The organism is Savagea faecisuis (assembly GCF_042675605.1).
In the GTDB taxonomy this organism is placed as follows: domain Bacteria; phylum Bacillota; class Bacilli; order Bacillales_A; family Planococcaceae; genus Savagea; species Savagea faecisuis.
Genome location: NZ_JBHTJF010000028.1, coordinates 6,246 through 22,892 on the forward strand (window position 1 = coordinate 6,246; position 16,647 = coordinate 22,892).

16 protein-coding genes, 1 tRNA gene and 1 other annotated feature are annotated in these 16,647 nt (G+C 41.4%); of the genes, 12 read left to right on the forward strand and 5 right to left on the reverse strand.

Translation table 11 applies throughout. The features are described from left to right. The first annotated feature begins 120 nt into the window (after window positions 1-120). Window positions 121-723: a P1 family peptidase gene (locus ACFQ0V_RS08480; RefSeq protein WP_381012277.1), complete on the forward strand. Its 603-nt coding sequence runs from the start codon at window positions 121-123 to the stop codon at window positions 721-723. Between the two features lie 71 nt (window positions 724-794). On the opposite strand, the gene ACFQ0V_RS08485 is transcribed toward ACFQ0V_RS08480, so the two are convergent. Then, window positions 795-2,063 (reverse strand): dicarboxylate/amino acid:cation symporter, encoded by a 1,269-nt coding sequence (locus ACFQ0V_RS08485; protein ID WP_381012238.1) that lies wholly within the window; start codon window positions 2,061-2,063, stop codon window positions 795-797. Window positions 2,064-2,400: 337 nt separating this feature from the next. On the opposite strand from ACFQ0V_RS08485, the gene ACFQ0V_RS08490 reads away from it, so the two are divergent. From ACFQ0V_RS08490 to serS, 5 genes are all read left to right on the forward strand, one after another. Further along, window positions 2,401-3,933 (forward strand): AbgT family transporter, encoded by a 1,533-nt coding sequence (locus ACFQ0V_RS08490; protein WP_381012240.1) that lies wholly within the window; start codon window positions 2,401-2,403, stop codon window positions 3,931-3,933. A 108-nt stretch (window positions 3,934-4,041) separates the two neighbouring features. After that, window positions 4,042-4,875: a D-amino-acid transaminase gene (gene dat, locus ACFQ0V_RS08495; RefSeq protein WP_381012243.1), complete on the forward strand. Its 834-nt coding sequence runs from the start codon at window positions 4,042-4,044 to the stop codon at window positions 4,873-4,875. Window positions 4,876-4,877: 2 nt separating this feature from the next. Beyond that, a complete protein-coding gene (locus ACFQ0V_RS08500; RefSeq protein WP_381012246.1) occupies window positions 4,878-5,306 on the forward strand; it encodes an NUDIX hydrolase in 429 nt (142 codons plus the stop codon). Then, window positions 5,275-5,436, forward strand: a complete 162-nt coding sequence (locus ACFQ0V_RS08505; protein WP_381012249.1) for a hypothetical protein — start codon at window positions 5,275-5,277, stop codon at window positions 5,434-5,436. Before ACFQ0V_RS08500 ends, ACFQ0V_RS08505 begins: the two co-directional genes overlap by 32 nt. A 79-nt stretch (window positions 5,437-5,515) precedes the next feature. Continuing rightward, window positions 5,516-5,718 (forward strand) — a binding site (T-box leader). A 57-nt stretch (window positions 5,719-5,775) separates the two neighbouring features. After that, complete coding sequence (gene serS, locus ACFQ0V_RS08510; RefSeq protein ID WP_381012252.1) at window positions 5,776-7,062, forward strand: serine--tRNA ligase; 1,287 nt, start codon at window positions 5,776-5,778, stop codon at window positions 7,060-7,062. Window positions 7,063-7,079: 17 nt separating this feature from the next. Here the strand turns inward: serS and tadA are convergent, their stop codons facing one another. Further along, window positions 7,080-7,574 carry a tRNA adenosine(34) deaminase TadA gene (gene tadA, locus ACFQ0V_RS08515; protein ID WP_381012255.1) on the reverse strand — a complete coding sequence of 165 codons (495 nt, stop codon included), beginning with the start codon at window positions 7,572-7,574 and terminating at the stop codon, window positions 7,080-7,082. A 75-nt stretch (window positions 7,575-7,649) separates the two neighbouring features. Between tadA and ACFQ0V_RS08520 the strand changes: the two genes are divergently transcribed. Together ACFQ0V_RS08520 and ACFQ0V_RS08525 are read left to right on the forward strand one after the other, a co-directional pair. Continuing rightward, a complete protein-coding gene (locus tag ACFQ0V_RS08520; RefSeq protein WP_381012258.1) occupies window positions 7,650-8,279 on the forward strand; it encodes a deoxynucleoside kinase in 630 nt (209 codons plus the stop codon). Next, entirely contained in the window at window positions 8,279-8,947 is a 669-nt protein-coding gene (locus tag ACFQ0V_RS08525) for a deoxynucleoside kinase (RefSeq protein WP_381012280.1), read from the forward strand. The genes ACFQ0V_RS08520 and ACFQ0V_RS08525 overlap by 1 nt, the downstream gene beginning before the upstream one ends. A 43-nt stretch (window positions 8,948-8,990) precedes the next feature. On the opposite strand, the gene ACFQ0V_RS08530 is transcribed toward ACFQ0V_RS08525, so the two are convergent. Together ACFQ0V_RS08530 and ACFQ0V_RS08535 are read right to left on the reverse strand one after the other, a co-directional pair. Beyond that, on the reverse strand, window positions 8,991-10,295 hold the full coding sequence (locus tag ACFQ0V_RS08530) for a protoglobin domain-containing protein (RefSeq protein ID WP_381012261.1): 1,305 nt from the start codon (window positions 10,293-10,295) through the stop codon (window positions 8,991-8,993). Between the two features lie 272 nt (window positions 10,296-10,567). Continuing rightward, entirely contained in the window at window positions 10,568-11,920 is a 1,353-nt protein-coding gene (locus tag ACFQ0V_RS08535) for an aspartate kinase (RefSeq protein WP_381012263.1), read from the reverse strand. Window positions 11,921-12,081: 161 nt separating this feature from the next. On the opposite strand from ACFQ0V_RS08535, the gene ACFQ0V_RS08540 reads away from it, so the two are divergent. The 4 genes from ACFQ0V_RS08540 (at window position 12,082) to ACFQ0V_RS08555 (ending at window position 16,237) form a co-directional block, all read left to right on the forward strand. Next, entirely contained in the window at window positions 12,082-13,371 is a 1,290-nt protein-coding gene (locus tag ACFQ0V_RS08540; protein WP_381012265.1) for a homoserine dehydrogenase, read from the forward strand. A 6-nt stretch (window positions 13,372-13,377) separates the two neighbouring features. Then, window positions 13,378-14,439, forward strand: coding sequence for a threonine synthase (gene thrC / locus ACFQ0V_RS08545; protein WP_381012268.1), 1,062 nt, complete (start codon window positions 13,378-13,380; stop codon window positions 14,437-14,439). Further along, window positions 14,439-15,332 carry a homoserine kinase gene (gene thrB, locus ACFQ0V_RS08550; protein WP_381012271.1) on the forward strand — a complete coding sequence of 298 codons (894 nt, stop codon included), beginning with the start codon at window positions 14,439-14,441 and terminating at the stop codon, window positions 15,330-15,332. The genes thrC and thrB overlap by 1 nt, the downstream gene beginning before the upstream one ends. Before the next feature lie 83 nt (window positions 15,333-15,415). Beyond that, window positions 15,416-16,237: a DUF3221 domain-containing protein gene (locus ACFQ0V_RS08555; RefSeq protein WP_381012274.1), complete on the forward strand. Its 822-nt coding sequence runs from the start codon at window positions 15,416-15,418 to the stop codon at window positions 16,235-16,237. Window positions 16,238-16,389: 152 nt separating this feature from the next. Here the strand turns inward: ACFQ0V_RS08555 and ACFQ0V_RS08560 are convergent. Beyond that, window positions 16,390-16,482: transfer RNA gene (locus tag ACFQ0V_RS08560), tRNA-Ser, on the reverse strand. Window positions 16,483-16,647: the final 165 nt, after the last annotated feature.

Below are 16,647 nucleotides of genomic sequence, written 5' to 3' on the forward strand. Positions count from 1 at the left end.
TTTTACCAAATTCTTTGGCTAAAGCCAACCGAAATTCATCTCCCACCTACTCATTGGTGCTATTCGCACCTTCACACTCCTTGAGGATGGGAGACTTCTTTCGGAAATCCGTTAAATACAATTCGTCACATCGCTGTCCGTGAAGAACATGTACAACGCGCGTTGCAAAATGCTTCCACAACTCGCGCGGAAGAAGGAGCGGTCGGTGCAGGAACAGGAATGGTTTGCTTCGGTCATAAAGGTGGCATAGGCTCCAGCTCCCGTTGTACAGATCATTATACAGTCGGTGTACTCGTCTTAAGCAATTTTGGGAAAGAGCACGATTTTGAATATGCTCGTTACAAAGGTCGACATACAGAAGAAGCGATTGCTGAAACGGACGGCTCGATCATCATCGTTTTAGCGACAGATGCACCAGTGACGCAACGGCAATTAAAGCGAATCATTCAACGTTGTAGCATCGGACTCGGAAAGACAGGGGCTTATTTTTCAAACGGAAGTGGCGATATTACGATTGGTTTTTCAACAGCGCATCGCATCCCACATCAGTCGGATGAAAAAATCGCTTTGCACGTGTTACGTGACGATGAAGAAGAAATGTATCAATTGTTTAAAGCGGCAGCAGAAGCGACAGAGGAAGCCATTTTAAACTCGCTCGCACAAGCGGAAACGACGACGGGACGAAAAGGTCGCATCGTGAAAGCTTATCCGTTTCGTAAATAAAATTGAAAAAAGTTGAACTTGAGTGCTCTCAAGTTCAACTTTTTTAATATTAACGATTGATATTCTATTTTTTATCTAATCACTTTCGTCGGATCATTATAGACGGCTTCATCTAGCGCGCCTTCTGAATTCGCAACGATAATAGTACCGACCGCGTCTCCACATAAGTTGACAGACGTTCGGAACATGTCGACAATCCGGTCAATTCCGATGATGAGGGCGATTCCTTCAACTGGTAAATTAACAGAAGTGAGGACGAGTGACAACATAATGATCCCAGCACCTGGCATTGAAGCGGTACCGATTGATGCGAGAGTCGCTGTTAAAATGACGATAATGTAATCAGAAGGAGTTAAATGCGATCCGTAAACTTGGGCGATGAAAATGGTCGCAACCCCTTGCATAATGGCAGTGCCGTCCATATTGATCGTCGAACCGAGTGGCAAAGTGAAAGAAGAAACTTTCTTATCCACTCCTAAGCTTTCTTCCGCAGTGCGTAAGAAAATCGGAAGAGCGGCTGCTGAACTCGCTGTTGAGAAGCCGATTGACATCGGTGGAACGATTTTTTTGAAGAAGACGAACGGATTCACCTTTCCGAAAATACGCAATAAAATGACATAGACGATTAACATGAAGAATAAACCGATGAGAACGCTTCCTAAATATTTTAATAAAGGCCAAATCGCGTCATATCCTAACATCGCAAACGTGCGGGTAATGAGTGCGAACACCCCGATCGGCGCAACGAGCATAATGATGCCGACCATTTTTAAAAACAAATCATTTAATTCAAGTGTTAATTTTTTAATCGTTGGTACTTTTTCTTGTAAAAGAGTCATCGTCACCCCGAACATAATCGCGAAGAAGATGATTTGTAGCATATTACCTGAAGCGAGTGCTTCAATTGGATTCGAAGGGATAATATTAATTAAAATGTCCGAAAACGGTGCTGCTTCATTGACAGATACTTCCCCTTCTTGAACTGCTCCTAAATCAACATTTTTCCCTGGATTCAATGTTAAACCGACGAGCAAGGCTAAACTGATTGCGATCGCTGTCGTTGATAAATAATAAATTAACGTTTTACTACCGATACGTCCGAGTTGTTTAATGTCGCTGAGCGAAGAGACTCCGACAGCTAATGAGAAGAACACAACAGGAACGAGTAACATTTTTAAAGCGTTAATAAACATCGTTCCGAGTACATATAAGACACCCCCGACTAGGAAATCATCTTTCCATTTCGCATCAGGTAAAGAATATAAAATAATACCGATCACAATCCCGATAACGAGGGCGAGTAAAATTTTAGAGGTTAAACCGAGTTTCCGTTTTTTCATTTGATCCCTCCTTTAAATTTTCGCAATAGATTTATAATAGACAATTGAAATATTTAATGCAACCGCTTTCAGTTGTAAAATAAATTATTTGAAAGGTATAGAAGAGAATAAAAGAGTGAAAAAGCAATTAAAACTTATATTCAAATAGCAAAATTGTGTTTCGTAAAATATTTTATAAATAGTATTTCTTTTTAGAGTATTCTGAAATAAATGCATGAAATATGGTGTTTTTTATGTAATTCATAAGAAAATAGTCTCTATTATCACTTTTTCATATCATGTTATCAGAAAATAATGTATAGTAAAGAATATTATTTAAAAATAGGAGATGTCGTAGTTGGAAACACGAAAAGCATCCTTCTTCCAAGGATTTTTGAATCGAATTGAAAAAGTAGGAAATAAATTACCACATCCGGTCACTTTGTTTGCGGGACTTGCTGTTTTAGCTTTAATTTTGTCTTCCATCATTTCGTACTTCGGCGTAACGGTCGAACATCCAGGAAAACCTGGTGAAATGATTCAAGTGAAAAACTTATTAAATGGTGAAGGGATTCATTACATCATTACGAATATGACGAAAAACTTCATCGAATTCGCGCCACTCGGTGTCGTCTTATTGACGATGCTCGGGATTGGGGTAGCGGAAGGGTCTGGTTTAATTAGTGCGGTGTTGCGTGGATTCGTCATGTCTGTACCGAAACGCCTCATTACACTAGGACTCGTATTTGCCGGCGTGATGTCAAGTGTCGCATCAGATGCGGGATATGTCGTATTACCTCCGCTCGGTGCTGTCATTTTCGCAGCGCTCGGTCGTCACCCATTAGCTGGTCTTGCGGCAGCTTTTGCAGGTGTCTCTGGTGGATTTAGTGCGAACTTATTTTTATCAGGAACAGACGCAATGCTCGGAGAATTTACGATTACGGCAGCGGCCATTATCGATCCGGAATATGCTAAATTGATGAACGTTGGAATGAACTATTACTTCATCATCATTTCTGTTTTTGTTTTAACATTTGTCGGTGCATTCGTGACAGAAAAGATTGTCGAACCACGTCTCGGTGAATATAAAGGAGACTACCGTGAAAAAATCGAAGGTCTTACAAAAATCGAGAAAAAAGGATTGTTATTTGCTGGACTTTCAATTTTAGTATCAGCGGTTCTCGTTTCCCTTCTCGTCATTTTCCCAGGTGCTCCTTTACGCGGTGTTGAAAATGAGATGCCGATCATTCGCTCGCCATTCATGCAGTCACTCGTACCGATTATCGCCTTTTTATTTTTCGTACCAGGTCTCGTTTACGGTAAAGTGACGAAATCGATTAAAAATGATAAAGACGTAGCAGGTATGATGTCTGCGACGATGTCTTCGATGGGGATGTTTATCGTACTCGCTTTCACAGCGAGCCAGTTCGTCGCATTTTTCGTTGAATCGAATATGGGTCTCGTCCTCGGTGTGTACGGTGCTCAATTTTTACAAAGTATTCATTTAACGGGAATTCCTTTATTGTTAGTGTTTATTTTAATCGCAGCCTTCATTAACTTATTTATCGGAAGTGCTTCTGCGAAATGGGCGATGATGGCCCCAGTATTCGTGCCGATTATGATGCGTCTCGGTTATTCACCGGAATTAACGCAAATGGCTTATCGTATTGCGGATTCATCAACGAATATCATTTCACCGTTGATGACGTATTTCGCACTCATTATTGCATCAGCACAAAAGTATGATAAAAATATGGGAATTGGAACGCTCATTTCAGTGATGTTCCCGTATTCTATTTTCTTCTTAGTCGTTTGGACGATTACATTAATTGCTTGGATGACGCTCGGAATCGACCTCGGTCCAGGCAGTCCGATTTATTACGGAAATTAAAAAAATGCAATGTCACTTTTTATTGTGACATTGCATTTTTTCTTTGAAAAGAAGCCGAAATGAGCGTATTCTATAGAGAGTAGTAGATAGAAGAGAGGGGTTTTACAAATGGTAATTGTATATGCGAACGGTCAATGGGTGAACGAAAATGATGCAGTGATTCCAGTCGATGAACGCGGTCATCAATTCGGAGATGGTGTTTATGAAGTGACGCGAATTTATGAAGGCAAACCTTTCATGATGCGTGAACACGTCGAGCGTCTCGTGAAAAGTGCGAAAGAGATTCGCATGGATCTCGGTATGACAGTAGAAGAGGTTGAATCACTCATGATGGAAGCGGTCGAGCGCTCAGGAGAGAAAAATTGTGACGTATACATTCAAATAACACGTGGTATTGCGAAGCGCGGTCATTTATTCCCGAAAGATGTAAAACCATCGATTACGATGACAGTACGTCCGATGGAAGTGATTGCGATGGAAGAGCGTTTGGCAGGGAAAACAGCGATTTTCCATGAAGATGAACGTTGGAAAAACTGTTATATTAAATCATTGAACTTACTTCCGAACATTTTAGCGAAACAAGTCGCAAACGATGCGGGTGCTTATGAGGCGATTTTAATTCGCGACGGCTATGTAACAGAAGGAACGAGTTCAAATATTTTCATCGTTCAAAACGGAGAATTAGTGACACGTCCTTTATCGAATTACATTTTAGCAGGAATCACACGTATGCGTGTCGAACAGCTTGCAGAGCAATTAAATATTCCATTTGTTGAACGTGAATTTACGAAAGAAGACGTTCTTGAAGCAGAAGAAGTGTTTATGACGAGCACGACAAACGAAGTGTTACCACTCGTTGAAATCGACGGTACGACAATCGGTTCAGGTGTTGCAGGTCCTGTGACAGAACGTGTCGCGAAACAATTTTTACAGACGGTATAAAAATGTGTACTGAAGAATGGATTCAAACGTACGACGAAGCACACCGTCCTTTATCGCGAAAGACGAGAGACGATGTGCATAAACTTGGACTATGGCATGACACATTCCATTGCTGGCTCGTTGAGCGAGATACCGTTTTACTTCAAAAGCGTAGCGCAACGAAAAAAGACTTCGCCTCTCTTTATGATGTAACCGCAGCAGGACATCTTCAAGCGGAAGAAAGGATAGCGGATGGCGTGCGCGAACTTGAAGAAGAGCTCGGTTTAAAGCGAAATATTGAAGATTTAACATTCGGTGCGGTCATTCAGGATACGATTCAAATTGGTGACTGGATCGACCGTGAGTTTACTCATGTTTATTTTCATACTACAAACAGAAGAAGTGGAAACATTAGTATGTGTGTCGAAACGACAATTAATTCAGTTGTTTGAAAGACGAATCGAGTTTGTCGATACGGAAGATATATTTACAGGAGAGCGACAGAGCATTGCATTCCGACAGTTTGTGCCACATGAGCGAAACTATTATGCGCAATGTGCAAAGCTTTTAAAAACGATATAAACGATGGACGGCTTCAAAAATTTAAGGAATAACTTAAATTTTGAAGCCACATCGTGTATACTATATGTGGAAGCAAAAAATGAAAACGTTGATAGGAAGTAGTAGTGATTTCGACTTTTAAAGAGAGTTAGCGGGTGGTGCGAGCTAATAAAGCGAAATGATGAATCCGTCCTGGAGTTGCTTATTCTCAAATGATAAGCCGGTCGAAAACCGTTATTTTTTTCAAAGTGAGCTCATGATGGGCTAATTTGGGTGGCAACGCGGGTAGTTCTCGTCCCTATATGAGGGGATATGAGGGCTTTTTTTATGCAAAAAAATAATTGGAAGAGGAGAATGAATATGTTAGATGCAAAACTGTTACGCAGCGATTTTGAAGGTATTAAAGCAAAATTAGAACGCCGTGGAGAAGATATTTCAGAATTAGATCAGTTCCAAGGATTGGACGATGAACGCCGTGAATTAATTTCAAAAGTAGAAGTGTTGAAAGCACGTCGTAATGAAGTATCACAACTCGTCGGCCAAAAGAAGAAAAATAAAGAAGATGCCGATGCAGAAATTAAAGAAATGCGTGAAGTGGGCGAAGAGATTAAAGCGCTCGACACAAAACTTCATGAAGTGGAAGAGAAATTAAATTACGTGCTCATGCGCATTCCGAACATTCCACATGAATCAGTTCCAGAAGGCGAAACGGAAGATGATAACGTAGAAATTCGCACGTGGGGAGAGCTTCCGCAGTTCGACTTCGAACCGAAACCACATTGGGATCTCGGGACAGATTTAAATATTTTAGACTTTGAACGCGCAGCGAAAGTGACGGGAAGTCGCTTCGTCTTTTATCGCGGTTTAGGTGCTCGTTTAGAACGTGCTTTATTAAACTTCATGGTCAATTTACATGTCGATGAGCACGGATATGAGGAATTAATTCCACCGTACCTCGTCAATCGAGAAAGTTTAACAGGGACGGGACAACTTCCGAAATTTGAAGAAGATGCTTTCCTCATCGAAGACGAAGACTATTTCTTAATCCCGACATCTGAAGTGCCAACGACGAACTTTTATCGCAACGATATTTTAGATGCAGCGGATTTACCGCAAGCTTTCACATCACATAGCATGAACTTCCGCTCGGAAGCAGGGTCTGCGGGCCGTGATACACGAGGCTTAATTCGTCAACACCAATTTAGCAAAGTGGAACTCGTCCGTTTCGTAAAGCCGGAAGATTCATATGCAGAATTAGACAAGTTGACAGGACATGCTGAGAAAGTGTTACAGCTTCTCGAATTGCCATATCGTGTCGTCGACATTTGTATGGGAGACCTTGGCTTTACAGCGGCGAAAAAGTTCGACTTAGAAGTGTGGATGCCGACACAAGGGGTATATCGTGAAATTTCTTCATGTTCAAACTTTGAAGATTTCCAAGCGCGTCGTGCGAATATCCGCTTCCGTCGTGAAAAAGGGGCGAAACCAGAATACGTTCATACGTTAAATGGTAGCGGCCTTGCAGTCGGTCGTACGGTAGCGGCAATTTTAGAAAACTACCAACAGAAAGACGGCTCAGTCGTCATTCCAGAAGTACTTCGTCCGTATATGGGTGGCAAAGAAAAAATTGAATGCCCTGTAAAATAATAAAAAGAGAGACGCTTTTACTCGAGCGTTTCTCTTTTTTGTGCTTTTTTCTTCCGTCGTAACTCTCTAAAAAAATCGGACAACAGCCGACCACATCGTTCGGCAAATAAGCCTGTTTCAATCGTAGCCATATGGTTCAGTCGCTCATCTTCTAATAATCGGTAGAGTGAGCGTACGGTGCCACCTTTCGCATCAGGAGCGGCGTAGACGACACGGGGAATGCGCGATTGCATAATCGCTCCCGAGCACATCATACAAGGCTCTAGCGTGACATAAAGGGTCGTCTCTTCCAAGCGCCAACTGCCAATTGCCCGGCAAGCTTCGTCAATCGCGAGCATTTCTGCATGCATGCTGGCACGTTGTGTCGTTTCTCTTCTATTGTAGCCGCGCCCGATGATTTTTCCGTTATGTACGACGACCGCACCGATTGGAACTTCTCCGATTTGTGCTGCTTTTTTCGCTTCTAAAATGGCGCACTGCATAAAATAGATATCACTTGCCCATTCGTTCATTTCATCACCTTTTCATAATTCACCGTTAAGTCTATGTTAAAATAGACAGTACGAAAAAGAAAGAAGGAGTGTCCGATGGTGATTCCATTTATCGCAGTTGAAGGTCCGATCGGTGTCGGAAAAACATCATTGACAGAAGCGTTAGCGCAAGAGTTCGATTATGTCGCACTACATGAAATTGTCGATGAAAACCCATTTTTAAATAAATTTTATGAAAACATTGAAGAGTGGAGTTTCCAGACGGAAATGTTCTTTTTATGCAATCGCTATAAGCAATTAGGGGATATAAAAAAGAATGCGTTGAGCGAAAATCGTCCTGTCGTAGCGGATTATCATATTTTCAAAAATTTAATTTTTGCAAAACGTACATTGCAGGAAGAAGAATATGAGAAGTATGAAGAAATTTATCGTATTTTAACGCGCGACGTCCCGATGCCGAATGTCATTGTGTATTTAACGGCAAGTTTAGAAAAATTACAAGAGCGTATCGAGTTGAGAGGACGCACATTTGAACAGCAAATCGACCCGAATTATTTAGTGCAGCTGACTGAAGACTATGCACAGTTTATGGAACAGTTCGAACGTGCTCATCCCGAAGTTCCCGTTTTACGTTTTGACGGGGACGCTTTTGATTTCGTGCATAGTGAATCAGACTGTGCACATATTGTTCGAGAAGTGAAAAGAGTGTTGGAGGAAAAGAAATGATAAATTTGAGAGAAAAATATAATATCCCGCGCAATGCGATCATTACAGTGGCAGGGACGGTCGGTATTGGAAAGTCCACGATGACGAATGCGGTAGCGGATGCGCTCAATTTCCGTACTTCTTTAGAAAAGGTAGATACGAATCCGTATTTAGAGAAGTTTTATGCTGATTTTAAAGCGTGGAGTTTTCATTTACAAATGTATTTTTTAGCGGAGCGTTTTAAAGAACAGAAGCGCATGTTTGAGTACGGTGGAGGCTTCGTTCAAGACCGTTCGATTTATGAAGATACTGATATTTTTGCGAAAATGCATTACGAAAAAGGCACGATGGATCCCGTCGATTACAAAACGTATACAGAACTTTTTGATGCGATGGTGAAAACACCTTACTTCCCACATCCTGACGTGCTCATCTATTTAGATGGTCCGTTTGAAACGATTGTCGAACGTATTCAAGAAAGAGGACGTCCGATGGAACAGGAGACGCCATTGTCGTATTGGGAAGAGATGTATAAACGTTACACTGCTTGGATCGATCAATTTAACGCTTGCCCTGTTATGCGTATCGAAATTACGGAGTATGATTTAAAAGAAAGACCAGAAGAAGTAGAAATTATCATTGAACGGATTGGGTATTTTATTCGCGAGTCATCGAAGTATCGTCCGTAGTATAGACTCCCCTCATACGATTCATGATGAGGGGATATTTAAATTATAAATTTTGAATCTCTGTGACGAGGTGTAAAGACATTCGTTCTAAGTCTTGGACCGTTGCTTGTAAATCATCTAATACGTGCACAATTGATTTCACTTCATTGTTTGTCAATTCACTTTGATGAATGAGTTGATCTGTTGAATGAACAATTCCTTCAAAGTTCTGAGAAACACTTGTCGTCGTTGTAGTAGATTGATTCATCAATTTCGTTAACTGCGCGATGAACTTTGTCATTTCATCAATTCGTTGATCGGTTGCTTCAATTAAGCTTGTCACATTGCCGATTGCGTTTTTCGTTTCCTCTGCTAAATTGCGTACTTCTGTTGCGACAACGGCAAAACCAGCCCCATGTTCGCCAGCACGTGCTGCTTCGATAGCAGCATTGAGCGCGAGTAAATTCGTCTGATCTGCAATCGTTGTAACTAATTTAACAATATCTCGTATTTGATTGGAAGAAGTACTGAGTTGCTTCATTTTTTCGATTAATTGTTGAATAGAAGCACTTGTATTAGCAATGTCTTCTCGTTGTTTTAATAAGAGTGCATTGCCTGCTTGAGATTGAGACTCTGCATTCATCACAATTTGGTGACTGTCTATTGCACTTGTTTCAATAGTTTGTGCTTGTCTTGCAAGTTGTTCAATGGAGCGTTTTGTTTCAGCGCTAATCGCTGACAGTTCTTCAGAAGACTGAGTGATGGATTGTTGCATCGCATGCTTTAATTCATTTTCGCGTTCACGTAAATCTTCGAGCTCCATATCATATGCTTCGATGACGAGTTGCTGTTCGAAGTTCATCAGTTTATTGAATGCCATTATAATGGATTCTTGCTCTTCTTTTGAAAAAGATAAACTAAAAATAAATTGTACGAAAGCATTGGAGAAGCGTGAGAATGAACCGATGTACCATTTCGGGTCAAGCTCAATCATCACATGCTTTTTTGCGATTTTCCGACGTTGTTCTAAAAAGGCAGCGTCGATTTTTCCGTCAAAAAGTGCTGAAAAGTGAATCGCTAATGTTTTCTTGAGTCGTTCTACTGTACTATGTGTATTGATGATTTTTTGTAAATGTGGAATCTTTTCTAAGCCCTCATAAAACGCCTCGGTTGTCGTGTGTAACAACTCTTTTTTATAGGGAGTGAGTAATTGTAAATACGTTAAATCTTGGATAGTTAAATCAATGAGTTTCAGTTGAGCTTCTACTTCGGGATAATCAGACAATCGAATCCATACATGGGAAGCAGTTGGTTCGGCTGCATAATTGGGAGCGGCAGCGTCGTTTTTTCTTTGGAAAAATCGTTTCATGGCGAAGTACTCCTTTAATATAAAATAATAAATAGACAAACTACCAAAGTTTGAGAATGAAAATACAAAGTAGCCTATTTATCTATTATACAATGAAACAAATTCTAAAAACGAAAAAATATCGAAATAAGCTAAAAGGTATTAAAACTAATATGTATTTGACTTATTGTAAAGTTCATTTACATAAAAATAACATAGGATTTATATAAAAGTTATTTTGACATAACAAAACCCCGTAACGTTTTTCATGTTAGGGGATTTTGTTAGTGGTATTATTTAAAAAATTCATCGTAAAGTGATTTGAGGACACGTGTTTCATCCGCTGTTAAAATACCGAAAACTAAACTCACTTCAGAAGATCCTTGGTTGATCATTTGAATACTAGCACCCGAACGACTGATCGCACCAGCTGCGCGTGAAGCGAGTCCGAGTGTGTGACGCATACCTTCACCTACGAGCACGACCATCGATAAATCTTTTTCGAGGTGTACGTGGTCAGGTTGCAGTTCTTCTTGAACACGTTCAATGACGCGTTTTTCGTTTTCTGGTGTTAAATATTCAGTTCGTAAAATGACAGACATATTATCAATACCAGAAGGTGTATGTTCGAATGAAATGCCTTCATCTTCTAAAATTTCAAGCAATTTACGCCCGAATCCGAGCTCTTGGTTCATTAAGTATTTATCGACGTAAAGTGTTGCGAAGCCATCGTCTGCAGCGATACCGACAACTGGTCGGTTTGAAGGTTTCTCGCGTTCGCTTACAATCATCGTACCCGGTGCTTCCGGATTGTTCGTGTTTTTGATGCAAACAGGAACTGATTTACGGAAAGCAGGCATGAGTGCTTCATCATGGAATACTGAGAAGCCGGCATAAGCGAGTTCTCGCATTTCACGATACGTCATTTCTTTAATCGCTTCTGGATTGTCCACGACCATCGGGTTTGCGGCGAATACAGAGTCAACGTCCGTGAAGTTCTCATACAATGTAGCGTCTGTCGCTGCTGCGAGCAATGAACCTGTAATGTCCGAACCTCCACGGTTAAACGTACGTAATGTACCGTTTTTCGTAAAGCCGAAAAATCCTGGGAAGACGATGATTCCTTTCTCGTCTTTTAACTTTGCGAGCTGTTCATCACCTTCTGGGAGTGCTTGAACACGTGCTGGACGTTCGTTGACGAGCAAGCCACCTTCTTTCGGTGAAACGTAACGTGCTTCTACACCGAGTGATTGGAAGTAAGCAGCGATTAATTTTGCGTTATTATCTTCACCTGCTGCTTTCATCGAGTCCATGAATAACACTTCGTCTTCTTTAGAAGCTTGAACACGCTTTTCGATATCTTCGCGAATCGTATCGATAATTTTTGAATCAACATTTAATTGTTGTGCGATTTCTTCATAACGTGCGACGACATTTGCGCAAGCATCTGTCGTATCTTCATTATTTAATGCGCGCTCGGCAAGTTCGATTAAAAGGTCTGTCACTTTCGTGTCATCGCTTGAACGTTTACCTGGAGCAGAGACGACGACAATTTTACGTTCTTTATCTGAAAGAACGATGTCGACGACTTTTTTAATTTGTGTTGCTGATGCTACGGATGTTCCACCAAATTTACATACTTTCATTGTTATCAGATCCTTACATTCGTTTTAATAGTCTAAAAATTCATGCTATACTTTATAATATAGAAATTACACTTGTTATTCAATCCATTTTTTCTTATAATGTCCTTATGCAAAGTACGTTTGTTTTTTCATAGTGTACAGACAGTGAGGAGAATCGTCAAATGAAAAAGGAAATTAATATCGGTTTATTAGGTTTTGGAGTAGTTGGTAGTGGGGTTGCACAAATTTTGTTAAATCACCAAACGGATTTACAACATAAACTTGGGGTATCGGTTCAAATTAAAAAAGTGATGGTGCGCAATATCGATAAAGATCGTGACACATCACTTGCAAAAGATATTTTCACGACATCGCTCGATGACATTTTATCGGATGATTCAATCGATTTAATCGTTGAAGTAATGGGAGGAACGACGGACGCGAAAGATGCGATCGAGCGTTCATTACAAGCAGGTAAAGGAGTCGTCACAGCGAATAAAGACGTCATGGCGGAAGTCGGACCGAAATTATTGAAAATCGCAGACGAAAATGGTTGTGACTTATTTTATGAAGCGAGCGTCGGAGGCGGGATTCCATTAATTCGTACATTAGAAGATGGACTCGCATCAGACCGCATTCACGCTTTAACAGGAATCGTCAATGGAACAACAAACTTCATGTTGACGAAGATGAAAGAAGAGAATATGTCATACGACGCAGCACTCGCTTTAGCGACAGAATTAGGATTCGCGGAAGCAGATCCGACCGCGGACGTTGACGGACTCGATGCAGCGCGTAAAATGGTCATTTTAGCATCGCTCGCATTCTCAACAGAAGTGAAGTTAGAAGATGTTTACGTACGCGGTATTCGCGAAATTAAAGACGGTGACGTAGAACTTGCAGACCGTTTCGGTTACACAGTAAAGCTTGCAGGAACAGCGAAAAAAGACGAAAACGGCATTGAAGTCGCAGTAGAACCTGTCTTTTTACCGAACGCTCACCCACTCGCATCCGTTAATAATGAAATGAACGCAGTATACGTATACGGAGATGCAGTCGGAGAGACAATGTTTTACGGACCGGGAGCAGGTTCACTTCCAACGGCAACATCTGTCACAGGAGATATCGTTGCAGCGTGCCGTAACTTATTGTTAGGTGTGAACGGAAAACGTAAACATGCACCGCAATATGAGCGCAAAGTGAAAGAGGACGCACAGAAATATTCACGTTACTTCCACCGTATTCGCGTAAAAGATGAAGTGGGCGTACTCACCCACTTAACGTCGATTTATAGCGATAATGGCGCAAGTTTAGCGACAGTCATTCAACAAATGGATGAAAATAACGAAACAGATTTGATCATCATTACACATGAGATTTCGCGCAAGCAACATCTCGACATTTTAGATACATTAAAACAAACAGATAGCGTACTCGGATTATCAAGCTACTACCGAGTGGAAGGGGAATAATTTATTATGAGACGTTGGAACGGTTTAATCGAGGAATATAAAGAATGGCTACCCGTATCAGAAGCGACACCTGAATTAACTTTACAAGAAGGAAACACACCACTCATCCACTTGAAAAACTTATCAGCGGAATGGGGCGTGAACGTGTACGTCAAAACGGAAGGTTCTAACCCGACTGGTTCATTTAAAGACCGCGGAATGGTTATGGCGGTAGCGAAAGCGAAGGAAGAAGGAAAGACAGCGTTAATTTGTGCATCGACAGGAAATACATCAGCTTCTGCGGCGGCATACGGTGCGCGCGCAGGGATGCGTACAATCGTCGTCATTCCTGAAGGGAAAATTGCGCTCGGAAAATTAGCGCAAGCGAAAATGTACGGAGCGGACATCGTCGAAATCGAAGGAAACTTTGATGAAGCATTAAACATGGTACGCGAAGTAGGCGAAGGCCAAATCGCACTCGTTAACTCGGTTAACCCGTACCGTTTGGAAGGTCAAAAGACAATCGCATTTGAAGTGATCAATCAATTGGACGGTCAAGTACCTGATTACTTCGCTCTTCCAGTCGGAAACGCTGGGAACATTTCAGCAGCTTGGAAAGGGTTCACAGAATATCAAGCGAAAAAAGGCGGAGAACGCCCGACATTGCTCGGTGTTCAAGCAGATGGAGCAGCTCCGATTGTATATGATCGTGTATTTGAAGAACCAGAAACAGTCGCAACAGCGATTCGTATCGGAAATCCAGCGAGCTGGCATTTAGCGAAAGCGGCACTTGAAGAATCGAACGGTCACATTATGAGCGTGACAGATGAAGAAATTTTAGAAGCGTATAAACTACTCGCATCACGCGACGGTGTATTCGCAGAACCTGCATCATGTGCGACAATTGCAGGACTTAAAAAGCGGATCGAAGCGGGCGAAATTGAAAAAGGCGCAACAGTAGTCGGAATTTTAACAGGAAACGGTTTAAAAGATCCGGAAACTGCGATTGAAGTGAATAAAGATGAGCCGATCTTATCGAAAGACGAATTCACTGCCTTTTTAAAAGATTTACAAGAAGGAAAAGCGTAATGGATCAGCCGAAGTTTACTGTCGTCGTCCCGGCGACTACTGCAAACCTCGGACCAGGATATGATTGTTTCGGTTTAGCGTTGGATTTGACGATGGAAGTGCGCGTGTACGAGTCGGATCGTTGGCATGTTGAATATCGTGAAGAAGAGTATGCGAGTTTAACAGGTGGCGAAAGTAATTTAATCGTGAAGACGATTCTCGGCACTGCAAAATTTGCAGGGCGTTCGATTTCACCTCACGTCCTCGTCGTTTCTTCTAACATTCCGTTAGGGAAAGGTTTAGGAAGCAGTGCTTCTGCGATTGCGGCAGGAGTGGAGATTGCGAATGAAATTTTGCAACTCGACTTGTCGATGCAACAAAAGCTAGAGCTCGGCACGACGTTTGAAGGTCACGCGGACAATGTCAATGCGGCGATTCATGGCGGGTTCGTTCTCTCTTATTACAAAAATGGAGAGCTCGACTATGTCGCATTAGACGCACCGAAAGTGGGAGCGCTCATTTTAGTACCTGACGTGCAATTAGCGACATCAGAGTCACGCAGTGTGATTCCTGATGTACTCAATCATGCAGAAGCGACAGCGGGTAGTGCGGCCGGACATTTATTCGTCGCAGCGATTGCGAACGAACAGTGGTCGCTCGCAGGAAAAATGCTCGAACGTGATACGTTCCACGAGCCGTTTCGGAAAAAGATGTTTCCACATTTTGATGAAGTAAGAGCACTCGTGAAATCATCTGGTGCTTATGGCATGACGATTAGTGGGGCAGGTCCTTCTCTATTTGTCCTTATGCCAGAAGACCGTGTCGCGGAAGTAGCGCAAGCAGTGCGCGAACAATATCCTGTGTACGAACCGATTGAAGCTCATCCAAGCAATAAAGGGACATATGTTCAATAAATAAAACAGCCGACGACTCCGTCGGCTGTTTTTTTGTAACGAAATCGTTCTTGCTTCGTCTACTTCAATAAGGAGGGGATAACATGAAAAAATGGATGATGTTAATCCTAATCAGTTGTTTAAGTTTGCTCGTCGCTTGTCAATCTCAAAGTGACGGAGATTCAGAAGGAAAGGATGACGGAACGATGCTAGAAGGATGGTATGTCACTTCAATAGAGGATAAGTCGTTTCACGGAGTTGGAAAAATGACAAACGATGCTGAGCGAAATGATTATATTGTTTTTCACTATCCGGAGTCGTCGAAGCTTAAAGTCGGTCAGAAAGTAAATATTGAAACGAATGGAATTGTGATGGAATCGTATCCTGGACAAATGAATGCATTGGATGTAAAAGTCATTGAAGAAAAACAAGGCGGAGCAACACATTCAGAAGAAGAGTTTATCCGTGAATTACAAAAGGTAGCTTCCGATGCTGAGGAGCATTGGGGATTAGTAGAACAAAATCATACCTTTACACCGATTATTCAAAATGTAGCATATGATGTTAGTGAAGATCGTTGGGAAGCAGAAGGAACTTACTTATGGAGAAATGACGAATGGCAAGCCATTTGGGTAAAAGATGAGCCATTAGAATGGCTGAGAAGCACAGGAGAAATCGAGGATGAAGCATTCGGTAAAGAAGTTCACGAAGCATTTCAACGTGCAACGCCGTTTACAGAGATTGTGAATATGATTGGGCCAGATGCTACTGTCGTCTACGGTAATCATTTGTATGATATTTGGTTAAATAAAGAGCAGCGTGTTCGAATAATGGAGAAGTCCGATGAGCAAAATATGTATGTATTACAAGAAGATGATGCAAAGCGCGTTAGACAGTATTTAGAAAGCCTCGAACCACCTAAGTAAGGCGTATTGAAATCGATGTATAAAAAAACGTTGAAATAATATTTAGAATATCTCCTAAATATTATTTCAACATTAAATAGCATGATTCTTTTTAGAGTAAAAAAGCATAAAAAAACTGTTCCATCAATTGGAACAGACATTTGAAAAAAATATGGCGGAGGAAGAGGGATTCGAACCCCCGCGGGCTTTGACACCCCTGTCGGTTTTCAAGACCGATCCCTTCAGCCGGGCTTGGGTATTCCTCCGTATTTGTATAACGTCCTCATTCGGACAATACTTAATATATCAGCTATCTAAAAAAACGTCAACCCCTTTTTAAAATATTTTTAATAAAAGTTTTGAGCTTCATTGTAAAATGAAATGCAACAGCTAAATAAATAGAAAGCCATCGTGAAACCACGTATAGTTAA